Raw genomic sequence first — 21768 nt, 5'->3', positions numbered from 1 at the left:
CTTTTAAAACTATAACTATGAAAGCATTCAAATTAATTACACTAGTAACTGTTCTCATTGCCACGGTCAATTTTACCAATGCACAGAATAGTAAGGATATAGCAGATAGGCAAGACGTTATTGCCGTAATGAAATCATACAAAGATGCATTACAAAATCTAACGACCGAGGGAACATTTGAATTGTTCACAGAAGATTCCAAGGTGTTTGAATCCGGAGGTGTAGAAGGTTCTTATGCGCATTATATAGAGCATCATTTAGGTCCAGAATTGGGACACTTTAAAAGCTTCACATTTTCTGATTACGAAATCGATGTACAGGTTGATGCGCCCTATGCATTTACCACAGAAACCTACGTCTATACCATCGTCTTAAATCCAGACGATAAGGGTGATTCTCGAACCATAAAGAAAAAAGGAGTAGCTACGTCAATCTTAAAAAAGATGGATGGTAAATGGAAAATTATTAAAACACATTCTTCATCAAGAAATAAAAAGTAAAATCTAATGAGAAAATATATCCACCTTTCTGTATTACTAATCGTTTTTCAAATCGTCTCTTGCAAACAAGAAGTGAAAGAAACCAAAGAGGTAGTTGTTGATGAAAAAGCTTCAGAAACTTTTGCACAACCAGATAAAAAGAAACCTTTGAGCCCACATACTTCAACTATGGCAATGATAGGTGATGCTCATATTCATATTGATTATTCATCACCGGGCGTTAGAAAGAGAATCATTTTTGGCGGATTGTTGGCTTACGATCAGGTGTGGCAGGCTGGCGCACATAATGCAACTTGGTTAGAAACCAATAAGGATTTAACCATTGATGGTAAAGTTTTACCAGCAGGTAAATATGGGTTTTTTACTATTCCATCAAAAGATAAATGGACCATAATGTTTAATTCAAATTGGGATCAACACGGAAAGGATGAATACGACGAGAAAGATGATGTATTGCAATTTAAAGTAACACCTAAAATTTCCCAAGAAGTTCAGGAACATTTAGAATATAAGATAATAAAGACTTCCGATGTATCAGGCACAATGAGTTTGAGTTGGGAAAAGGTCGTTGTTGAATTTCCATTTGAAGTAAATTAAAATGGTAAAAAGAAAGACAGCAATAAAAATTAGAAAAGCGCATCGCTATTTGGGCCTCTTTTTAGGCGTCCAATTTTTGATGTGGACTATTAGCGGAATGTACTTTAGTTGGACGGATATTGATGAGATTCACGGTGACCATTTCAAAAAAGAAAATCCTGAACAAGCTGCATTTGCTGATTTATTGGGAAGTTCTCAATTAGGTTTAAAAGAGCCTATTAGATCACTAGAGCTTCTTGAAATAGCAGATACACCTTACTATTGGATTAATGAAACAACCCTTTATAATGCGCTTACAGGTGTAAAGAAAGACGAACTCACAGAACAGGAAGCCATAAAAGTAGCTGAGCGCTATATGTTGTCGGATTTAAAATTTGAACAAATACGAAGGATTGAAACTGTAGGTGATCATCATGAGTACCGAGGAAGACCTTTGCCGGCTTATGAAATTTCATATAAAACTGATGAAAATCTTAAGGCTTATGTGGCGATTAAAAACGGAGCTTTTCAAACAGTTCGTCATCGAGATTGGCGTTGGTTCGACTTCTTATGGATGACACATACCATGGATTATCAAGGACGCGATAATTTTAACACAATAGTTTTAAGGGCTTTTTCCCTTTTAGGATTAATAACAGTACTCAGTGGGTTTTTACTTTGGTTCACAAGTTCGCCTACTGTTAGAAAAATAAAAAAAAGAAAATAATTAAAACCATTAACAAATGAATACACAAAAACAAAACGAAGAAATGAAAAAAGGAAATTACACAAAATTTTTATTGATGCTCGCTGTATCATTTATAGCAATGTACATTACAATGTACTTGAACACTTATCAAATAGATCACGTCTATTTTAGCCTTACACGTTTTTATATGAGTTGCTTGGGTATTGCTGCCATGGCCATTATAATGTTTGTGGCGATGCGAAATATGTATCAAAGCAAAAAGAAGAATATAGCCATTGTTTTGGGTAGTATTGTGCTATTTGTTGGTGCATTAGGATTGGTACGTGATCAGAAGTCGACGGTAGGAGATGTATTGTGGATGAAAGCAATGATACCACACCACTCGATTGCTATTTTGACTAGTGAAAGAGCGGACATTCAAGACCCAGAGGTTAAAAAATTGGCAGAAGATATTATTGAGGCTCAAAAAAAGGAAATAGCTGAAATGAAAGCAATGATTAAAAGATTGGAAAATAACAAATAAATAAAATTAAAATGAATAAAAACATCATTTATATAAGTGTTGCCTTGATTGTTGGCCTGTTAGGCGGCTTTCTACTATTCGGTGGAGGTTCTGCGGACAAGGCAACAAATAATGCGAAAGACACCCACGACCATTCAGAAGAAATTGCTTCTAATCAAATGTGGACGTGTTCTATGCATCCACAGATTATGCAACCAGAACCTGGGGATTGTCCCATTTGTGGAATGGATTTAATTCCAGCCGAATCTGGTGCAGATGGCCTCAATGCCAATGAAATAAAAATGACCGATAACGCAATGGCTCTGGCCAATATCCAAACATCACTTGTAGGAAAAGGACAAATGGGAAATAATTCCCTTAAGTTATCTGGTAAGATTAAAGCCAACGAAGAGTCAAATGCCGTACAGGTCACATATTTTGGAGGAAGAATAGAAAAACTGTACGTTAATTCTACAGGAGAACGTGTTGGAGCAGGACAACGCTTGGCAACTATTTATTCGCCAGAATTGGTTGCGGCACAGCAAGAACTGCTTACTGCTTCATCATTAAAAGAATCGCAACCAGAATTGTATAAGGCTGTTAGGAACAAACTTAAACTTTGGAAACTTTCCGAAAAGCAAATCAACGCCATAGAAACTGCTGGGAAAGTGCAAGAAAACTTTCCGGTTTTTGCAACCGTTTCAGGAACGGTAACAATGAAAATGGTAGAAGAAGGAGATTATCTAAAGCAAGGACAACCCTTATACAAAATTGCAAATCTCAATACAGTATGGGCAGAATTTGATGCTTATGAAAATCAAATTGCATCCCTAAAAGAAGGGCAAACTATTAAAGTGACCACAAATGCTTATCGCAATGAGGTTTTTGATGCAAAAGTCTCATTCATCGACCCCTTATTAAATTCTGCAACTAGAACGGTGGTTGTAAGAGCGGTCTTGCAAAATAAGAAAGACCTCTTTAAACCGGGAATGTTTGTGGAAGGTATAATTGAGGGTACGCAAACAAGCACCGAGAATACCGTTTCCGTACCGTCAACCGCTGTTATGTGGACGGGAGAACGCTCTGTAGTCTATGTCAAAACAAACCCTAATGAAGCTATTTTCGAAATGAGGGAAGTTTTATTGGGCAATGCCAATGGCGATAGTTATACCATTCTTGAAGGTTTAAAGAATGGAGATGAAGTCGTAACTAACGGAACGTTTACCGTAGATGCCGCTGCACAATTACAGGGAAAAAAAAGTATGATGAATGCATCTGGTGGTAAAACAATGACAGGCCACGAAGGGCATTTGGGAATGCAAGAAGATAATTCTGGAGAAAATACAAATGAAGCCAACCATTCTCAAATGAAAGAAAGGATTGAAGTTTCAAACAAATTTCAGAATCAGTTAAAACAGGTTTTTAATGATTATATCCTTCTAAAAGATGCTTTGATAAATGATAACAGTAATGATGCACAAACAGCTGCAAAAAGCATAGGAAAGAATTTAGCAAAAGTAGATATGAAGCTGCTTAAGGACGAGAAAGCGCATAACCATTGGATGACTATTCAAAAGGAATTAAAAACGTCTGCTAATGGAATTGAAAACAATTCAGATATAGCAGAGCAAAGAGGACATTTTAAGCATCTTTCTTCACATATGACAAGTGGTGTCAAGCTTTTTGGAATTAATCAAAAAGTATACAGTGAGTTTTGCCCAATGGCAGACAATAACAAAGGTGCATATTGGTTGAGTTTAGAAGAAGAAATTCGCAACCCGTATTATGGTGAAGCAATGTTAAAATGTGGTGAAGTAAAAGCCACAATAGAATAAATGCAATTTAGAATTTGAAAGTAGTTTGATTGTTTTTTAAAGCATTATAGCTTTAAAAGAGAAAAAAGATAATGAGTGAAAGCAGAAGAAATAGAAGGAAAATTCAAAAAGAGAAATATAAACCCAAAAGTGATATTTCAAATAAAGATAAAGTTATAGCATTAATTGCAATGATATTAATTTTTGCAGTTGCTGCTATAGCGGCGGTTTATTATTCTCTAAGTAAAGCAGGGTGGACACTTTTTTAAAGTAGATAAGATATGAATAAGACTATTTACATAAAAAATATGGTATGCCCAAGATGTATATCTGCGGTATCACATATTTTAGACCAACAGAAAATACGCTACACTTCTATCAAATTGGGAGAGGTCAAATTACTTTCTACATTAGATTCTAAAACAAAATCAGGTCTGTCCCAATCACTTCTAAACTCAGGGTTTAGTTTAATAGACAATCGTAAAAGTCAGCTTATTGAACAAATGAAGACTTTGGTCGTAGATAAAATTCATCATTCTTCAGGGGAATTACATATAAAATGGGGAGAATATATAAGTCAAAACCTACATCTCGATTATAAATATCTTGGTTCACTGTTCTCATCTGTTGAAAGTATTACGCTTGAACAATATATCATCAATCAGAAGATTGAGCGTGTAAAAGAATTAATAATCTATGATGAATTAACATTGAGTCAGATAGCTTTTAAACTTGACTATAGTAGTGTCGCCTATCTAAGTAATCAATTTAAAAAAGTTACGGGAATGACGCCTACAAAATTCAAAAAAAGCACCAATAAGAACCGAAAATCTTTGGATGAAATTTAACTACTAAAATCATAATACACAAGCAAATTCTACAAATCATTCAGCCTAAAACGTAACATACTAAAGTCCTTTAATTCTGAAATTTGTAGTCTACAAATAAGAATAGGATTATGGAGACAATTAACGTATTTGCAACCAAAGAAAAGAACCGTAAAGAGAGTATAAAAGAATCATTTCCTGTTACGGGAATGACCTGTGCATCTTGTGCATCCAGCGTTGAATCTGTCTTAAAACACACATCAGGAGTATTTGATGCCAGCGTAAACTTTGCCAATAGTTCTGTTCTTGTCGAATACGACAAAGAGTTGAGTCCTAATCAACTTCAAAACGCACTTCGTGAGGTAGGTTATGATATTATCATAGATGCAGAAAATCCTTCTGAAGTACAACAAGAACTTCAACAAAAGCACTACCAAGATATAAAGAGCCGTACCATCTGGTCGGCAATTCTTACACTTCCTATTTTTGTGTTAGGAATGTTTTTTATGCAATGGGAACCTGGGAAATGGATATCGTTGGCACTATCTATTCCTGTTCTATTTTGGTTTGGTCGTAGTTTTTTTATCAATGCTTATAAGCAAGCTAAATACGGTAAGGCTAATATGGATACTTTGGTAGCCTTGAGTACCGGAATCGCTTTTATCTTTAGTGTATTCAATACCTTTTTTCCAGAATTCTGGCTAAGTCAAGGTATCGAGCCTCACGTTTATTATGAGGCGGCAACAGTAATTATAACTTTTATTTCCTTGGGAAAACTATTGGAAGAAAAGGCAAAGTCAAATACCTCTTCTGCTATTAAAAAATTGATGGGGCTACAGCCTAAAACCTTAAAGATTATAGAGAATGGTGAAGAGAAGGAAATTCCCATTTCGGCTGTGCAAGTAGGTCAAACTATTTTGGTGCGTCCGGGAGAAAAGATTCCTGTAGATGGCGAAGTTTCAAAAGGCAGCTCGTATGTAGATGAAAGTATGATTACGGGAGAACCAGTTCCTGTAGAAAAATCAAAGGATGAAAAAGTCTTTGCAGGCACAGTTAACCAAAAAGGAAGTTTTCATTTTACAGCCGAAAAAGTAGGTGGAGAAACCTTGCTATCCCAAATCATTAAAATGGTTCAGGAAGCGCAGGGTAGTAAAGCACCTGTGCAAAAACTGGTAGACAAAATTGCTGGAATATTTGTTCCTGTTGTGTTGAGTATATCTATCGTTACTTTCGTCGTTTGGATATTAATTGGTGGTGATAATGCATTTTCACAAGCCTTATTAACTTCGGTAGCTGTCTTGGTTATCGCTTGTCCTTGTGCATTAGGATTAGCAACACCTACTGCTATTATGGTTGGTATTGGCAAAGGCGCTGAAAATTATATTCTTATAAAAGATGCTGAAAGTTTAGAGCTCGGTCATAAAGTGAACGCTGTTATTCTTGATAAAACAGGTACAGTTACGGAAGGTAAACCTTTAGTAACTGATATACTTTGGAATGATAAACTTGAAAATAATAATGAATACAAGCAAGTTCTTTTGGCGATTGAAGCGCAATCAGAACATCCTTTGGCGGAAGCTTTAGTCAACCACTTAAAAGATGAAAATATTGAAAAAGCTGAAATTGTTTCTTTTGAAAGTATTACAGGTAAAGGTGTGAAAGCTCAAACAGAAAATGGTTCACAATACTATGTTGGAAACCATAAACTAATGCTTGAGAAAAATATTCAAATTGACGCTTCCTTAATGCAAACTGCAGAAAGCCTCGAAGAGCAAGCAAAAACAGTCATTTTCCTTGGCAATGAAAAACAAGTGCTGGCGATACTCGCTATTGCAGACAAGATTAAAGAAACTTCAAAAAAAGCTATAGAAACGCTTCAAGAAAGAGGTATTGAGGTTTATATGCTTACTGGAGATAATAATAAAACCGCATCCGCTGTCGCAAAACAAGTAGGAATAATAAATTACCAAGGAGAAGTAATGCCTTCAGAGAAAGCAGCTTTTGTTGAAAAGTTACAAGCTGATGGTAAGATAGTAGCTATGGTTGGCGATGGCATTAATGATTCACACGCTTTGGCACAGGCTAATGTGAGTATCGCAATGGGTAAAGGCTCTGACATAGCAATGGACGTTGCGAAGATGACATTGATAACATCAGATTTACAATCCATACCAAAAGCGTTGGAACTATCAAAAAGAACGGTTTTGGGTATACGTCAGAATCTATTTTGGGCATTCATTTATAATATCATTGGTATTCCAATTGCAGCAGGTGTTTTGTATCCCGTAAATGGTTTTTTATTAGACCCAATGATTGCTGGAATGGCAATGGCTTTCAGTAGCGTATCTGTGGTCTTAAATAGCTTAAGACTTAAACGAGTAAAACTTTAATATTAATTATAAATTCAAAAACTATGAAAACTTTAAAATTTAAAACAAATATCAATTGTGGTGGATGTATATCAAAAGTGACCCCTTTTTTAAACAAGCAAGAAGGTGTAGAAAGTTGGGAAGTAGATACTGCTAATGCTGATAAAATCCTAACCATTGAAAGCAATGGGGCTACAGAAGAAGATGTAAAAGCTACATTACAAAAAATAGGCTTTAAAGCAGAGCTTGTAAATTAATATACATACGTTAGTATGATTTACATTTTAACTTTAGTAGTGCTTCTTCTATTTGTTATTCATTTTTATAGAAAAACAGCACGACAGACTATAAAGCCTTTCCCAGAACATTGGCACAGGCTATTAATGGAGAATGTTCTCTATTATCAAAATCTTTCAGAAGATAAGCAACTTGTGTTTCAACAAAGAATGATGCTTTTTTTGAGTGAGGTTTATATAGATAGTGTGCAGTTTGAATTGGAAGAATTAGACAAAATTTTAATTGCAGCAAGTGCGGTAATTCCTGTCTTTGGGTTTAAAGAATGGCATTACACTAATTTAAGTGGTGTCCTCTTATATCCAGATAATTTTAATGAGGATATGCAATTTAGCAGTAAAGATAACGCACGTAACATTGGTGGAATAGTTGGAAATGGGCGTTTTGAAAAACAAATGATTTTATCCAAAAAAGCATTATATCACGGTTTTAATAATACTAGTGATAAAAGTAATACTGGTATACACGAATTTGTGCATCTCATAGATAAGCTGGATGAGAGAACAGATGGTGTGCCAGAACGACTATTAGAACACCAATATGCAATACCGTGGTTGAACTTAATCCATAAAGAAATGGAAGCCATTAATAATAACCAATCTGACATTCGAAAATATGGAGCTACAAATCAAGCAGAGTTTTTTGCAGTAGCTTCAGAATATTTTTTTGAACGTCCAGATTTGTTCAAAAAGAAACATCCTGAACTATATAAAATGATGGTAAAAAGTTTTAATCAAAATTGAAGTACATAAACTATTTAATTTTTTACACTCTATAGAGAATCACTACTAAAAAATCTTTGAAAATGTTTTTTTGAATTCTTTTTAGAAAATTCTACACTTAAAATTCAATTAGTTTTATCTTAGGAGACGAACTTAATACCAGTGTAGTATAGAAACCGAGTTACAAGATATAAACGATTTTTACGATAGACTTGTTCCCTCTAAATCAGAGGGATTACTTCTATATATCCTTCATAAAAGAATTGAACTTGATTATATAGGAAATGAGTTTGAAGAGATTGATCTTGAACGCGCCATTGGTGAGGCATCAGATTTCTTCCCTGAAGCAAAACCTCAAATTGAAAAACTCACACAAAATTTACTTCATTTTTTTATAGAACATCCACCTAATAAACCTTATAAATATATACTGACACCACACGCAGTAAGGTTTATTCAATTTGTAGGGAAAAAGTTGTTTAATGAACACAAACATTTTCCACTTCGCAAAACATTTCAAAATTACGGGCTTTTCAAAGCTGAAGAAATTAAAGAGATTTTAGAATTTGAATCTTGGTATGAGCATAATTTTAAGAATAGTAGTAAAACAGTTATTGAAGACCATCTAGAGGCCTTTAAAGACCTGGTTAATCAATCTATTATTAGACTTAATACTATTGTTACCAATACAGATAGTCTAGCTCTAGAAAATCTTGATGCTTTCACTACTCTATTTAGAGATAGTATGGCTAGGTCGGAAGAGATTAAAGAGACCCTTCAACTCAGTAGTAGTTTAAAAGGACAAATAAGAATTGTTGTCGATTATTTTGAAAGTCAAATTTCACAAGTTTCACACACTAAAATAGAAAAAGAGCCTCTAGTCTTAGAAAACCTTAAAGCTGATTATGAAATAGCTCTAAAAATCAAAAATGAAGTGTATACTTTTTTTGAAATTATTGAGCAGAAATTAGAGCAGATTATCGAAAGATATATTTATGCTGATAAGCAGTTAGCCAATTTTAAAGAGAATTTTAGAACCAGAACCCAATTCCAGAGAAATCTACGTAAATTTTTAGAAGCTAGTCTTCAGGCATCTGTTTATGATAGAAAAGACGGTCTTAAGTTTTATAAAAATATTGATTTAAAAAATATTCCAGAAGAGTCGTTTAAATTCTTAAACGTTAAAAAGTATAACAACTTTATAAAGAAAAAAAGTTACGTCCTTACTCAAGAAATAGATCCTGTTTATGCATTACAACAGACACAGAGCGCTAATAGTTTATTATTAAAGCAAGAGGAAATTGCACGTCAACTCAATATACTTAAAATCAATTTATCAAAATATAAGAACACTGACATTACTAAGGAGTTCTACAGATTGTTAGATGAAACCAAAGATGAGGGAGTTGCTTTAAAAGTAATATATGATGTCCTAAAATATGCTAGTAAACATAAGGACTATGACATAAAGATACTACAACAAATACCTGAAGACTATCAGGACAAAAATATTTTAATATGGCAGATGAACATATGGCAGAAACGCTAAATTATAATTTTATAGATGTTTTTAAGCTAAGAGATGTTCAAAAACATTTTGCAGATTTAAACATCGAACTACTGAAAGGAAAGCACATTCAGGATGATGAACATTATCATCATAGAATTCTATCAAAATACTACATAGAGTTCAAAAAATATTATGATGTTTTCTATCGTCTTGTTTTAGATAAGAAAACATTTGAAGGAGTAACTTATTTCTTCTTAACCTTTAGCGAGGAGTCTAAAGGAATACTTTCAGATCATACCAGACATAGAGATTTAACTGCTATTGAGACAATCACAGCAATTACCCTGCTTCAAATGTATTATGATAGGTACTTTGAAAATGTAAAAGAAATTTCCTTTTTAAAAGATATCAAATCAAAAATTTTAGGTAGCGAGTTTAGTAGCCTGTACAAATCTGTTTTCTTTAAAAATGGAGCAAGAGATAATTTTACACCAAAGGAGTGGGCCAATGTAACGAAAAATATTAAAAATGTTATTCAAGATTTTGAGCAGTTAGGTTGGGTAGATCAACTAACTCAAAAAGGGGAAAATGATTTTTCCTTTGTTATAAAAGAATCTATACATCGCTTTCAGATGATGTATGAGTACGAAATATCAAATTTTGAAGAGTTTGTAAATAACCTAACAGAAACAGATAATGAATAAACTACCATTAATACATTCCATATCTACTGTAGGAGTTATAAAGCATTATAACCAAGATTATCTTATACACGATACACGTACAGATTTTACTGGTCCTAACGGGATAGGTAAATCCCTTTTAGCAGATTTACTACAAATTCTATTTATTGCCGAGCGCAAGAAAATACATTTTGGAACTGATAGTGTAAAAAAAGAACACCGTCAAATTCATACCATTCCTTATAAAACGCCTAATGCTTATTTCTTTCTAAATATAGAAGTTGAGCATAAAATGTATATCACATTTGGTGTAAACATACCCAACTCTAGTGCTAGTCAAATCAAATTATTTAGAATTCTTAACGAACCTTTTGATTCAGAAAAAGATTCAAAAAAAACTAAAAAAGAAAGGCAAAGCCTTGGAGGTAGTTTAATACCTGAGCACAAGCTTTTGTATCAAGATGATTTTATTACAAAAGGGACAAAACCTTCAATACCTTCTATTGATGTACTTACTAAACATCTAAGAGACGAAAAAGAACTATACCTAGATGTATTTACCAGAAAGGCAGAACGCAATGAGTTATACCAGTTCTTTTTTGACAAAAACATACTTCCTCTCAATCTAAGCCAAGACACACATCTTACCGCTTTCGCTAAAGTTTTACAGGCATTTTCAAAAGCAAACACTCTAGAAACTGATAAAGATGAGAGTCTAAAAAGTTTTTTATTTGAGAACAAGAAAAACGCAATTGAAGCTGAGTACAAACAGAATAAACAAAACTTAGATGATTATGTAGAGCGCTACAAGAGCCTAAGCGATTTAATAAGTTCACTTACTGGTAAGAGAGAGTACTTAGAAGTTTTAGAAGAGCTTTCAATAACGCATCAGGAAACAGAAAAAGAATATTTGTTGAATAAATTTTACGTAAATAAATACACCTTCAATCAACAATGTAAGACTTGGGACGATACAAAAACAAAAGTAGATAAGCTTGATGCAGAAATTAAAAAATACAATAAGTCTATTCCAGACTTAGAAGAAAAACAGAAAAAGGCAATTGAAAAATTCAAATCATATTCTGAAGCTCTTAGCAACCTTAACACTTATAAGAATAACTATTCAGATTATCTTAAAACAAAACAAGATTTAAATGATTTAAATGATTGTAAACTGCCCAAAATAGTTCAAAATGGTAATATTGATTTTGATTTTAAGAACTTGACTGTAAAACAAATTATTCAGTCAATTAAGGATGTAACAAATGTAGTTAAGGAATATAAAACTATTGAAGGCGTAGAAGAGCAATATCAAAAGCAAAATGAGAAATTAAACACCCTAAAAAATCAACTCTTAAAAAAGAAAGGTAATCTTGAAAAGTTATCTGAAATATTAGAACTCAAAGATGACACCTCATTTGCATCACAGCTTCTTAATAAGAAGCAGAGTATTTCTCTTGGACAAGAGACCGTACTTCGCTCTTTTCTGTTAGACACTAAATGGAATTTTCCGGAAGAAGTTGTAGATCAAGTAATGTATTCCTCTAGTTTAGATATTCTCAACGAGGAGTTTATAGAAGAGGATGAGAAAAACCAAGGATGGTGGTATAACATAGGAGGTATAAAAAGATTTATAAAATCACTTTCTTCAGATCGTTTGTTTGATGACAAAGATGCTTTGTCCAATGCTTTTAGCATTAAAAAGCAGAATTTAATTACAGAAATAACCCAAATAGATAAGAAGCTTAATAGTATAAAAAAACTGGAACAAGGTCTATTAGATAGTATAGAATCTCTTGATTTAGATTTTAATTGGGATGTAAATATCCCAGACCAAAGAAAAGTTAAAGAGTATAAATCCTCTGTAATTATGATTCAGAACCTAGATACTTTTAAAGCTGATATAAAAGCTTCCATTGCAGACAAAAAAGAAAAACTAGATGCATTGTCTTTGAAAATTCCTTTCAAGTTTTCAAATGAAAATCTAGATGAAGAAATAAACAAATGTAGTGCAGAACAAAGTAAACTCAACACCGGCCAACTTGAGGCAAATGGAGCATTTGAGAGCACAAAAACCCGATTAAATACTAAAACTGAAGAACTAGAAAAGGTTAACTACAATCCTAAAGAGATTGAAGATTTAAAAATTGAAGGGCTCAAAAAAATTGAAGCAGAAGAGAAAGCTATATTGATTAAATATCCAAGCTTAAAAAGTGCGTTATTAAAAGATGTTACATCTGTAGATAATCTTACTTCTATTCAAGAAAAATTCGCACTAGCAAAAACTGCATATGAGTCCAGCTATAAATCCTCACTAACTAACTATAAAGAACTAAAGGATGATATTGAGGTAAGACAAGAAATTGAAAAAGAAACAGAGACTTTTGAGTATAAAATTCTTGAGAAAAAATTATTAGGTAATGATATTGTTACCACAAAAAATATTGAAAAAGCATTAGGTAGTATTCATCAAGACAGGAATAAACTGGCCTCGGCAATAATAGATACAATGCTAAAGATTTTTCATAAGACTCAGAATGAATATGATAATTATAAATCTGTGGTAGCTAAACTTAATACTTTTTTTAAAGGAGAGTTGATAAGTAAAAAATACTATTTCCAAGTCGTCTTTGATCCCAATGTCAACTTCAAAATTAATTGGATAAATAGCTTGTCTTCTAAAGCTCAAACAGCAGGATTGTTTGAGTCAGAAACAGTAGAAAATTTTGTTGAAGAAGCGTTTAAAGATATCTCTGGTTATTCCAAAAAGATAGAATTTTCTGATCTTTTAGACCCCAAAACGTACTTCACTCTCAAAACAGAATTTAAGGATAGTGACGGTAAAGAATATCCTGGTAGTACAGGAGAGAGTTATACAGCTAGAGTTCTCTTGGGCATTGGCAGGTTGTCTATAACATCCAAAGAAAAAAGAGACGGTTTACGATTTTTAATACTGGAGGAAGTATCTAATTTAGATGATGACAATTTCAACACCTTCCCTCAAATTGCTCAAAAATATGGTTATCAAATTATAACAATGACACCAGAGCCATTTGGTTCTAATACAGAAGATGGTTGGTATTTGCATCAACTTCTTGAAGGTAAAACAGACAAAAATCGTAATTATCCCATTCCTAATAGTAGCTTTAAAACAAACTATAAAAACGAACAGTTACAGGGGTATTTAAAAAGAAAGGCTACTAAATGAATTGGATAGAAATAAAGGCATTGCACAGGCTCTATGAGACTGGAGAAGTAAAACTGAATAAGACAATAAGTAAAAGTCCCGTTTTTAAAAATCACGAGACAGCTTTAGAAATTAAGCGTAATAGAAAAACATTTAGTCGAAATCAAGATTTTATAGAGGTCTATGAAAATAAGTATCTAGAAAAATACAAGCACTATAATACTTTTTTAGATAGTGAAAACCTATTGAAGCCTCAACTTAGGTTTGAAGAAAACGATATAAAATTACTAATAGACTTTAAAGAAGGTATTAAAGATGGAAGTCTAAAAAAACTAAAAGCGGATCTTGTAGAAGCTCAAGAGAGTGTAAAAGGTTTTTCACTAATGTTTTTTAAAAATGAAAAGTATTTAAATAAGCATCCTTCTCTTGTCGACGCCATCAATTCTATTTTTAATATAAAACTTGTAGATAATAAAAGCCAACAGTTCTTGTACGTTTTACAATGCTATGATCCAAAACTTATTATTCTATGTGAGAACGGGAATTTTTTAAACAGAGATAAATTACCAAGAGAAAATGGGTATGAACTGTGGTATGCTGGTGGTAAGAATGTTCCAAAGTTAGAGTATACTTATGAATTAAGAAGAGGATTGCCCATTTATTATTCAGCAGATTGGGATAAAGATGGTTTAGAAATATATCAATTAGTGAAGAATATAATTCCAGATATACAGCTTTTACATCCCGATGGAATTTCTAGAGGTATAAAAGATACAGATCATAAAAGTCATTGGAAGGATTCTGAGAATCCTGATAGTTTATCTGGTTTAAAAAAAGAATTTTATTCAGAAAGAGACATATCTCTCATTAAAGAATTAATACATAAAAATCATTGGATTACGGAAGAAGGAAACAACCTCAAAATAATGATTGAAAATAATAATATACTTGATGGCAATAATTAATAAACTAATAGTTCCCAACCTTCAACTTCTAAAATCACTAAAGACTGACCGTAAAGGTGTTTTAGAAGTAGGCACATCACCCAAACATCCCTATACAAACCTAAATTGTAATATATCTTTTATTGATAATATCACCTTAGAGCCAGATCCATACATAACTAAAAAAATGCAAGGAGCAGATTATAAAATAAAAGCTGAAACTGAATTAAAACTAAGCTGTACTGATATTGACTATTACATATTAGGAAAGCATATTATACCAAAACATATTTCTTTTCCAAATTTTGACGATCCAATGGTGACAAATAGTTCAATCACCAAAAAAGTCATTTCAAATATTCACTCTATTTCTAACAAAAGTAAAACTCATTATAAAAAAAAGAAGTATTACCGACTATTACTTCCAATAAAGGATGTAACCATTTTAATGAGAGATTTCCAACCCAGTTGGTGCATACAGATAGATAGTCTTAACAGTCCAGACATACTCATCAAATTAAGCATAGACTCACAAGAATATCATTTTTATACCGTCAAAAAGAAAGAAGAAACTTTTCTAGGTATAGATTCTCAATCCAAAATTAGTTACGATGAATTCACCAGAGTTTGTAATTCTATTTTAATGACTTATGCCTTTTTAAAGGGTAAATACTTTGGTGGAGAAGGCTATCTTTTTTCTTATAATAATAAAAAATTTGAAAATCCAATTGGTATTAAAACTATTGATTACGCAAAAAGTAATTTAAAAGGTTTTGAGCTTCATACAGTAAGTCCACATAAGTATATGAAGTTTCAAGAAATGAAAATTGAAAAAGATAAAAATGGTGTACTTCAAAGAGTTAATCGTAATACCTCTTTAGAATATTTGAATGAATTCCCTACGGAGAACTATTCAAACCTCTGCTCTTTGATTAATTCTAATGGACAGGTATTAAGATCTATAATAATATTAATTAATAGTCACTCCAACACCTTAGAATTAAAAGTACCTTCCCTGTTTGTTGCATTGGAAAATATATCGAAAATGTTTGCTGAAAATGACAAAGGAGAATCAACACTTATAGAAGAGACTGAAATAGCAAAAGCACTAAAAAAAATTACCTATAACGCTAAAAAAGAAGTCAACCAATTAAAAAGAGATAATGAGCCTAAAAATCTATCTGAAGCAGATTTAAAAGCATATAAAGCTAACTACGCCCGAATATGTTCAAAATTAGATAGACTTAATAGTGGGACCAACAACAAAAAACTTTCTGAACCTTTTGATAAGTTTAATTATAAACTAAGTCAAGATGAATCCGATGCAGTATTTATTGACCGTAATAAATTTTTACACGGTGACGATTTTTTATCAAATAGCTTAGACTATGAAGCTGAGTTCAAAGGGTTATTTCATATCAGTATGATTGTGCATAAGCTTACTGCGATTTTACTTTTAAAAGCCTCTGGATTCTCTGGTCATATTGTTAATCTACCTAAAGTATATTCTTATATCAGTGAGGAAAAAGTTAAAGGTAAAGGCCTTGTTAAAATATGATGACACCTTCAGAAAAGTATATAACACATTTATGCAGAATATCTTTCTTGCCGTTTTGGAGCTTTCCAAACCCAATCGGGAAAAACGGAAAAGAACTTTGCGATTTACTTGTAGTATGTGCTAATACGGTCATTATTATATCTGTAAAAGACATCAAGTTTTCAGAACATAAAAATCAAAAAATACAGCAAAAGCGTTGGTCGAAGAAAGCTATAGAAAGCTATATAAATCAAATAAAAGGAGCTGAACGGCATTTGAATTCTGTAGACAGTATTCTTTTAAAAGACAGAAAAAAATCTATTAAACTGCCAAAAAAAGATCAAAGGGTAATTTATAGAATAGCCATTGCTTTTGGTAGTGATAAAGATTACCAAATTCCTATTGGAAATTATCAAGAGGAGTTTGTACATATTTTTGATGAGAAATCTACTGCAACTATACTTTCTGAGTTGGACACAATTACCGATTTCACAAACTATCTATTTGCAAAAGAAAAATTTCTTAAAAATTGTAATTTACTTGTTGCTTGTGAGGTTGATTTTCTGGCAATTTATATAGAAACAACTTTAGAGTTTGATCAACCTGTTGATGTTTTAACTTGTCCTGATGATTTGTGGGAAAGCTATCTTACATCACAAGAGTATTATAATTGGCGAGAAACTATTAAGCCTAGTTTTATATGGGATTATATGATAAATCATCTTTTCAATTACCACATAACAGACTCTACTAGTCAAGAAAGAAGAGATAATATGGAGTTTGCGGTTAGATTGATTAATCAAGAAAATAGGATGAATAGAATAGAGTTAGGAATATGTTTAGACGATGCAATTAACAAAAAGTCTAATGCTAGGATGTTACTACCCCAAGAAAATGCTAACCATCTATACGTGTTTATTCCATTAACTCAATAAAATTGGGAAGGAAAAGAACAAGAGCTTGAGTTAAGGTGCATTGTAGCCCGAAAATTAAACCCGTCTATTCATAATGTAATTGGTATAGCAATTGGTTCAAATATTAATGGAGAAAGTGTTTTTGATATATGCCATCATTACATTCCAAATCTTACAGATGAGTTTTTAAAAAACGCCACTAAAATTCAAGAGGAATTCGGCTATTTTCAAAACCCTAAAATGTCTAATAGCTCAGAGTTTAGAGATAATCCATTTGGGAAGTTTGGTTTAAAAAACAACACTTGATTTTTGTTGTTTGAGTTCAAACAAAAGGATTAACCTCCGCAGGCGTCCCACTTGGATAGCCCCAAGCTACATACTGCGACTTCATATCATCAGTATCAAGATGCACAAAGGTTCTACCTACACCAATGCGCTTAAAACCAACATCACGAGCTACAGAGACTAAGTGATTTCGAATAAACGTAGATTGAGCTTTGATATCTACAGCTTTACAAGTTGGTATTTTATGAGAAGAACTGGAAACACCACCTACTTTTTTGTTGTGTGAAGGGCTACGAGCTCCAGAGTTGATCCAGTCAAAAATGGGATATCCTGTTCTGGCTTCCAGTTGCTGAAGCATAAAGATTAATTGCCTATCCATACAATTACCAGAACCTTGAAGATCTGGACTATCAAAAACTGACAAGTCGATAGGTCGTTGATTGATTTGTACCACTCGATTTTTAACCAACTTCATTTTTGATTTTCTAAAAATAACAAAAGCACCTATCATCAAAATTGACAAGGTGCCTAATCCAACATAAATATGCTGATTGTTACTTTTTACCACAGCCACAACCTTTTGCTGTTTCTTTACTTTTCTTGTATCTCAAGAATAAATCTGAACTTATTTTTACAGCGCTTAGTAGTATAAATGCCCCAAAAATATAGTTCAATGTGTTATTTCCTTTGTCCACGTTCATTGTTTTTTTGTTTGTTATATAATTGAATTTCAGCTTCCAATTGCTCGATGTATCTTTCAAGATCTGTTATACGATCCCTTTGTTTGGTAATCGTTTTATTCATCAGCGTATTCTTACTTTCCAGTTGTTTCAACCGTTTTTCCATATTTTCAGACCATAGCTTATAGTTTTCCACTACAAGGCTATTCGCTTGAACATTGAGATTGCGTATTTCGGCGCTTTTAAGACGTCTTTGCGTCCCATATTGCAATAGCACTTCAATGAGTTTCCAAAACCCAGTAGCGCCCAGTACAATTGCAAGAATTTTAATTAAGTCCATTAGTTTTTAGATTACGCTTTACCGCTTCGCTCTCCCGTCGGTCGTGAATCCCGTAAACTCGATTTCGCGAAAGCTTCATTGATTTTTATAAGGTGCTTGGCACTCGAGTTCGTCTTACTAAGACTGGCTCAGATTCTTCGATTTCGTCTTCCTCGATTATATCAGGTGGTAGCACAAATATTCCACCAGAAAACGGTCTAAACTTCAATGGAAGCTCCGCCACATAAGGATTCACATTAAAAATGATTTCATCTTCTGGATCGTTAAAAACGCCACTTACAAATACGCGACCGTCATCATCTATCGCATAATAAAATGGTTTGCCTTGACGACTCAACAATGTTCCTGTGTGCTCGCCTTGTTGGTTTTTATTGATCGGTGCAGGTAGACTTAATTGCCATCCTGCAATTTCCTTTCTTCCAGACCTTGAACGCAAACGAATGTCCTTGCCGATTACGATATTTTCATTAATCACTGCATAAATGTTGCGCCCAGGAGAGTGCAACATATCTGCATTTAATTGATTTGATGGCACACTCAGCTCTCGCTGAGTGTTTGCTATTAATCCGCCACCTTGTGCTTTTGGCACATTACTTTGATATCCTACTATACTCATTATTGTGCTATTATTATTCCGGTTAATATGAGTAAACCACCGCCAAAAAACCAGCGCTCCAGCTTACCTCTTTTTATTTGTTTGTGCTGTCTCTTAATGGTCAAGTTCAGCTCTTGAATTTGAGATTCATCATTATCCTGAATGACAACAAGATTTTCAACTTTACGCTCCAATTTAAAAATGATGGTATCCTTTTTTTGAGTGAGATACTGCCATCTATAATTGCGTAATTGCAACGTATCAATAATGCTATCTTGATAAAGACTGAACTCTAATCGCTTTGCCAAATACTTTGATTGTGATAAGTCAAAACAGAAATATTTCTTACTTTTTATGTCTTGTACTATCGGCTGTAAATCCTGAGAAATACTCATACAAGTCCAGAGCAGACATCCTATCAATAGTGTTAATTTTTTCTTCCAATGCATTTTGTAAATTCTCTATTGTTTTATGGCTTAAAACTATTTTACCAGTTAAACTATCAGTTTGTTTTTTAAGCTTTTTAATTTCTTCATCAAGGCTAACGTTTTTAACCGTTAACAGCTCGTTTTCCTTTTCAAGTTTTTGAATAGTGTTATTGTTCAAAGCTTCCTCTTGCGGAATGATGTAAAAGATGAGCAAGACAAGAATCCCTGCAATCCAAAGCACTAATAAAAAAGGTTTCCAAAACTTCATTACTCCTTGGGTTTCGTTTGAAATAGTTTGTTTAAAAATTTCTCTAATAGGAGTTTATGAAACACCAGCGCAAAAGCAAACGATTGTAATAAACATTCAATCATCTTGATCTGATAACCTCTTATGAAATACAAAGCGACTCCGTAAATAATGCCAATGATAAGAACGCGATAACGCGTGGCTATTTTCAGCTTAAAAACTTCATAAAAGAAGTTAGTTGAGCGGTAATGGTTGAGACCATAAGCAATGACGATGAATGTGAAAATGTAAGCCCAATCCAGGCTGTTTAAATAATTGGAGATGTGTGATAAAATTTCTATCATTTTAATTGTGTTTTTAGGGTTTCTTTTATGCTTTTAATATCTACTTGCAGAGCCGCTATTTGATGATTTGGAAATAAATTCTTAGTCAAATGAGCCACGACAACTATGGTTGCTCCAGAAGCCAACAGAGCAAGCACAATTTTGGTTAATGTTTGATTGGTAAGTGTTACGGTAACTTCCGTCTTGATGCCGTCTTTATCTACCAGACCGTCTATTAAATCTTTAATGCTTCGTTTTTCTGCCATCTTTGTGTTGCTTTTTTATGTTGCCAATATTGCGTTCATTAAACAGCTGTTCTGAAACCTCTTTTACTTTATACAACCTCAAAACACGTTCTTCAGTAATAGCATCAAATTCATCTGTGATTAAGCCTTTTGCAGCACCGTGATTTTTTAAGAGATAGACGCGTAGTTGGTAGACGCGTTCTCCTTTGCTTCCTAATTTTAAAGGGAAATCATCATTGGGTTCTGGCAGTGCTTCGGGCTTGATGACGATTGCTTTCTTTTCTTTTTCTAAAGGAACAGTAGGCTTCATTTCAACCACAGAAACCTCTTTTTTCTGCGGAGTAGGTTTCTCGACTTTTACAGGTTGAGATTCCTCGACGATTGTAAATTCGGCATCCTCAACCGTTTCTTCTTTATCTCTAAAGAGGACATAGCCCAACAATCCCAATCCCAAAAATCCACCAGCGATAAGCAATCCTTTTTGCATCGTTTGTTCGCTCATTATTTTCCAAGACTTGACAGCGCTTTTCGCATTCCTGCGATATCGGCTTGAGTGAATACTGTTTTCTTTAATCGCTTTTGTGCCGCTCGCGAGGTTTTAGGACCAAATTGCCCATCCACACCATCACGTTTTGGTCCCGTTTTGCCTAAATCTTCTTTGTAGATTTTAAGGTAACGTTGCAATATTTTCACATCAGGATGACGGCTTCCGTATTTTAATGGATAGCCTGTTTTGGTAATAATTGGTTTTGTACTTGAACTTGATGATGTTGAAGAACTCGGAATAAAAGGAGGCGTTTGGTAGCTGGATGAACTACTTGAAACTGTTGTAATTCCTGATGAAGAAGCGCTCGCTAATTGAGCTTCTTTTTTCTCCTTTTTCTTGGTCATAAAATAATACGCGGTAGCAGCTCCAGCGAGTACCACGATTACACCACCTACCACTAAAAGGTCTTTGTTCTTAGCCATAAATGACGGATTTGTTGCTGTTGATTTCTGTTTCATTGGTTCGATTTATGATTGATAATTGGGAAGGCGTTGCACATATTTTGAGACGTATTCCTTCATTTCGCTTTGGCTTAAGAAGCTATTCAAGTGTTGCCACATATCCTTTTTGTAGAGCTGATAAAATGCTTTAGAAAGACTGGCGATTTGTGTTTTATCACGCAACTTTTTACCGAAAACATCTTTGATAGCCTCTTCGTCATCATTAAAAGTGCCTTTCGCATCCCTAATGATTTTAGCCAGTTTCTTAGCCGAAGCATCATCCAATACTTGAATACTTTTGGGCGCTACCCATTTCTGAACATCAGTTAGGTAGTTCAGATCAAATGGACTGTTCCAGTTCGGCTCTTGTTTGGTAGTTCCTACGTTTCCAGTAGTGACTTGCACGCCGTTTCCAATAGATGTGATTGTTGTGGATTGCAGTGCTTGTTGCTTTGTACGCTTTCGCGAAAGCGTAACAAAAACACCTATCCCGATAACGCCAAGTCCTGCGCCACCTATCATCCACCATCCTGTTTTTGAGATTTCCATA

General features: G+C 33.6%; 26 protein-coding genes. 16 read left to right on the top strand and 10 right to left on the bottom strand.

The window, feature by feature from the left end:
* Positions 1–17 precede the first annotated feature (17 nt).
* The 16 genes from JM82_RS01830 (at position 18) to JM82_RS01760 (ending at position 17109) form a co-directional block, all read left to right on the top strand.
* Positions 18–500, top strand: coding sequence for a YybH family protein (locus JM82_RS01830; RefSeq protein ID WP_145000708.1), 483 nt, complete (start codon positions 18–20; stop codon positions 498–500).
* Between the two features lie 6 nt (positions 501–506).
* Positions 507–1097 (top strand): DUF2911 domain-containing protein, encoded by a 591-nt coding sequence (locus JM82_RS01825; protein WP_145000707.1) that lies wholly within the window; start codon positions 507–509, stop codon positions 1095–1097.
* Position 1098: 1 nt separating this feature from the next.
* A complete protein-coding gene (locus tag JM82_RS01820) occupies positions 1099–1803 on the top strand; it encodes a PepSY domain-containing protein (protein WP_145000705.1) in 705 nt (234 codons plus the stop codon).
* A 16-nt stretch (positions 1804–1819) separates the two neighbouring features.
* Positions 1820–2308: a DUF305 domain-containing protein gene (locus JM82_RS01815; protein WP_145000703.1), complete on the top strand. Its 489-nt coding sequence runs from the start codon at positions 1820–1822 to the stop codon at positions 2306–2308.
* Between the two features lie 11 nt (positions 2309–2319).
* Positions 2320–4122: an efflux RND transporter periplasmic adaptor subunit gene (locus tag JM82_RS01810; protein ID WP_145000701.1), complete on the top strand. Its 1803-nt coding sequence runs from the start codon at positions 2320–2322 to the stop codon at positions 4120–4122.
* Positions 4123–4193: 71 nt separating this feature from the next.
* Positions 4194–4370 carry a hypothetical protein gene (locus tag JM82_RS16280; RefSeq protein ID WP_186439168.1) on the top strand — a complete coding sequence of 59 codons (177 nt, stop codon included), beginning with the start codon at positions 4194–4196 and terminating at the stop codon, positions 4368–4370.
* 12 nt (positions 4371–4382) lie between these two features.
* Positions 4383–4949, top strand: coding sequence for a helix-turn-helix domain-containing protein (locus tag JM82_RS01805; RefSeq protein WP_145000699.1), 567 nt, complete (start codon positions 4383–4385; stop codon positions 4947–4949).
* Between the two features lie 110 nt (positions 4950–5059).
* Positions 5060–7318, top strand: coding sequence for a heavy metal translocating P-type ATPase (locus JM82_RS01800; RefSeq protein WP_145000697.1), 2259 nt, complete (start codon positions 5060–5062; stop codon positions 7316–7318).
* 23 nt (positions 7319–7341) lie between these two features.
* The gene (locus JM82_RS01795) at positions 7342–7554 is read left to right on the top strand and encodes a heavy-metal-associated domain-containing protein (RefSeq protein WP_145000695.1); all 213 of its coding nucleotides are present in this window, start codon (positions 7342–7344) and stop codon (positions 7552–7554) included.
* Positions 7555–7569: 15 nt separating this feature from the next.
* On the top strand, positions 7570–8334 hold the full coding sequence (locus JM82_RS01790) for a zinc-dependent peptidase (RefSeq protein WP_145000693.1): 765 nt from the start codon (positions 7570–7572) through the stop codon (positions 8332–8334).
* Between the two features lie 454 nt (positions 8335–8788).
* Positions 8789–9862, top strand: coding sequence for a hypothetical protein (locus tag JM82_RS01785; protein WP_145000691.1), 1074 nt, complete (start codon positions 8789–8791; stop codon positions 9860–9862).
* A complete protein-coding gene (locus JM82_RS01780; RefSeq protein WP_145000689.1) occupies positions 9847–10527 on the top strand; it encodes a condensin complex protein MksE in 681 nt (226 codons plus the stop codon). The genes JM82_RS01785 and JM82_RS01780 overlap by 16 nt, the downstream gene beginning before the upstream one ends.
* Complete coding sequence (locus JM82_RS01775; protein ID WP_145000688.1) at positions 10520–13714, top strand: hypothetical protein; 3195 nt, start codon at positions 10520–10522, stop codon at positions 13712–13714. Before JM82_RS01780 ends, JM82_RS01775 begins: the two co-directional genes overlap by 8 nt.
* 20 nt (positions 13715–13734) lie before the next feature.
* Entirely contained in the window at positions 13735–14658 is a 924-nt protein-coding gene (locus JM82_RS01770) for a hypothetical protein (RefSeq protein ID WP_145000686.1), read from the top strand.
* Entirely contained in the window at positions 14645–16195 is a 1551-nt protein-coding gene (locus tag JM82_RS01765) for a hypothetical protein (protein WP_145000683.1), read from the top strand. The genes JM82_RS01770 and JM82_RS01765 overlap by 14 nt, the downstream gene beginning before the upstream one ends.
* The gene (locus JM82_RS01760; protein WP_261375250.1) at positions 16192–17109 is read left to right on the top strand and encodes an NERD domain-containing protein; all 918 of its coding nucleotides are present in this window, start codon (positions 16192–16194) and stop codon (positions 17107–17109) included. The genes JM82_RS01765 and JM82_RS01760 overlap by 4 nt, the downstream gene beginning before the upstream one ends.
* A gap of 301 nt (positions 17110–17410) precedes the next feature.
* Here the strand turns inward: JM82_RS01760 and JM82_RS01755 are convergent, their stop codons facing one another.
* The 10 genes from JM82_RS01755 to JM82_RS01710 form a co-directional block, all read right to left on the bottom strand.
* Positions 17411–17941, bottom strand: a complete 531-nt coding sequence (locus tag JM82_RS01755) for a D-Ala-D-Ala carboxypeptidase family metallohydrolase (RefSeq protein WP_145000681.1) — start codon at positions 17939–17941, stop codon at positions 17411–17413.
* A gap of 110 nt (positions 17942–18051) precedes the next feature.
* A complete protein-coding gene (locus JM82_RS01750) occupies positions 18052–18393 on the bottom strand; it encodes a hypothetical protein (protein ID WP_042269915.1) in 342 nt (113 codons plus the stop codon).
* Positions 18394–18478: 85 nt separating this feature from the next.
* Complete coding sequence (locus JM82_RS01745) at positions 18479–19009, bottom strand: hypothetical protein (protein WP_145000679.1); 531 nt, start codon at positions 19007–19009, stop codon at positions 18479–18481.
* The gene (locus JM82_RS01740; RefSeq protein WP_186439167.1) at positions 19009–19296 is read right to left on the bottom strand and encodes a hypothetical protein; all 288 of its coding nucleotides are present in this window, start codon (positions 19294–19296) and stop codon (positions 19009–19011) included. The genes JM82_RS01745 and JM82_RS01740 overlap by 1 nt, the downstream gene beginning before the upstream one ends.
* A 37-nt stretch (positions 19297–19333) precedes the next feature.
* Positions 19334–19684 (bottom strand): hypothetical protein, encoded by a 351-nt coding sequence (locus JM82_RS01735; protein ID WP_145000675.1) that lies wholly within the window; start codon positions 19682–19684, stop codon positions 19334–19336.
* The gene (locus tag JM82_RS01730; RefSeq protein WP_145000673.1) at positions 19684–20007 is read right to left on the bottom strand and encodes a hypothetical protein; all 324 of its coding nucleotides are present in this window, start codon (positions 20005–20007) and stop codon (positions 19684–19686) included. Before JM82_RS01730 ends, JM82_RS01735 begins: the two co-directional genes overlap by 1 nt.
* Entirely contained in the window at positions 20004–20252 is a 249-nt protein-coding gene (locus tag JM82_RS01725) for a hypothetical protein (protein WP_145000668.1), read from the bottom strand. The genes JM82_RS01730 and JM82_RS01725 overlap by 4 nt, the downstream gene beginning before the upstream one ends.
* Complete coding sequence (locus JM82_RS01720; RefSeq protein WP_145000666.1) at positions 20230–20733, bottom strand: hypothetical protein; 504 nt, start codon at positions 20731–20733, stop codon at positions 20230–20232. The genes JM82_RS01725 and JM82_RS01720 overlap by 23 nt, the downstream gene beginning before the upstream one ends.
* Entirely contained in the window at positions 20733–21236 is a 504-nt protein-coding gene (locus tag JM82_RS01715) for a peptidoglycan-binding domain-containing protein (RefSeq protein WP_145000664.1), read from the bottom strand. Before JM82_RS01715 ends, JM82_RS01720 begins: the two co-directional genes overlap by 1 nt.
* Before the next feature lie 9 nt (positions 21237–21245).
* A complete protein-coding gene (locus JM82_RS01710) occupies positions 21246–21767 on the bottom strand; it encodes a hypothetical protein (RefSeq protein WP_186439166.1) in 522 nt (173 codons plus the stop codon).
* Between the last annotated feature and the right edge of the window lies 1 nt (position 21768).

The organism is Olleya sp. Hel_I_94 (assembly GCF_007827365.1).
Classification (GTDB): Bacteria; Bacteroidota; Bacteroidia; order Flavobacteriales; family Flavobacteriaceae; genus Olleya.
Note: the sequence above shows the minus strand (reverse complement) of the source record. Positions and strands in the feature narration are given on the sequence as shown.

Bases quoted from the DNA above. Each gene is read 5' to 3' on its own strand.
- JM82_RS01715 (WP_145000664.1), bottom strand. From the start codon at position 21,236: ATGAAACAGAAATCAACAGCAACAAATCCGTCATTTATGGCTAAGAAC.
- JM82_RS01730 (WP_145000673.1), bottom strand. From the start codon at position 20,007: ATGATAGAAATTTTATCACACATCTCCAATTATTTAAACAGCCTGGAT.
- JM82_RS01820 (WP_145000705.1), top strand. From the start codon at position 1,099: ATGGTAAAAAGAAAGACAGCAATAAAAATTAGAAAAGCGCATCGCTAT.
- JM82_RS01830 (WP_145000708.1), top strand. From the start codon at position 18: ATGAAAGCATTCAAATTAATTACACTAGTAACTGTTCTCATTGCCACG.
- JM82_RS01775 (WP_145000688.1), top strand. From the start codon at position 10,520: ATGAATAAACTACCATTAATACATTCCATATCTACTGTAGGAGTTATA.
- JM82_RS01750 (WP_042269915.1), bottom strand. From the start codon at position 18,393: ATGGACTTAATTAAAATTCTTGCAATTGTACTGGGCGCTACTGGGTTT.
- JM82_RS01745 (WP_145000679.1), bottom strand. From the start codon at position 19,009: ATGAGTATAGTAGGATATCAAAGTAATGTGCCAAAAGCACAAGGTGGC.
- JM82_RS01810 (WP_145000701.1), top strand. From the start codon at position 2,320: ATGAATAAAAACATCATTTATATAAGTGTTGCCTTGATTGTTGGCCTG.
- JM82_RS01765 (WP_145000683.1), top strand. From the start codon at position 14,645: ATGGCAATAATTAATAAACTAATAGTTCCCAACCTTCAACTTCTAAAA.
- JM82_RS01780 (WP_145000689.1), top strand. From the start codon at position 9,847: ATGGCAGAAACGCTAAATTATAATTTTATAGATGTTTTTAAGCTAAGA.
- JM82_RS01735 (WP_145000675.1), bottom strand. From the start codon at position 19,684: ATGAAGTTTTGGAAACCTTTTTTATTAGTGCTTTGGATTGCAGGGATT.
- JM82_RS01790 (WP_145000693.1), top strand. From the start codon at position 7,570: ATGATTTACATTTTAACTTTAGTAGTGCTTCTTCTATTTGTTATTCAT.
- JM82_RS01805 (WP_145000699.1), top strand. From the start codon at position 4,383: ATGAATAAGACTATTTACATAAAAAATATGGTATGCCCAAGATGTATA.
- JM82_RS01825 (WP_145000707.1), top strand. From the start codon at position 507: ATGAGAAAATATATCCACCTTTCTGTATTACTAATCGTTTTTCAAATC.
- JM82_RS01815 (WP_145000703.1), top strand. From the start codon at position 1,820: ATGAATACACAAAAACAAAACGAAGAAATGAAAAAAGGAAATTACACA.
- JM82_RS01760 (WP_261375250.1), top strand. From the start codon at position 16,192: ATGATGACACCTTCAGAAAAGTATATAACACATTTATGCAGAATATCT.
- JM82_RS01720 (WP_145000666.1), bottom strand. From the start codon at position 20,733: ATGAGCGAACAAACGATGCAAAAAGGATTGCTTATCGCTGGTGGATTT.
- JM82_RS16280 (WP_186439168.1), top strand. From the start codon at position 4,194: ATGAGTGAAAGCAGAAGAAATAGAAGGAAAATTCAAAAAGAGAAATAT.
- JM82_RS01725 (WP_145000668.1), bottom strand. From the start codon at position 20,252: ATGGCAGAAAAACGAAGCATTAAAGATTTAATAGACGGTCTGGTAGAT.
- JM82_RS01795 (WP_145000695.1), top strand. From the start codon at position 7,342: ATGAAAACTTTAAAATTTAAAACAAATATCAATTGTGGTGGATGTATA.
- JM82_RS01800 (WP_145000697.1), top strand. From the start codon at position 5,060: ATGGAGACAATTAACGTATTTGCAACCAAAGAAAAGAACCGTAAAGAG.
- JM82_RS01710 (WP_186439166.1), bottom strand. From the start codon at position 21,767: ATGGAAATCTCAAAAACAGGATGGTGGATGATAGGTGGCGCAGGACTT.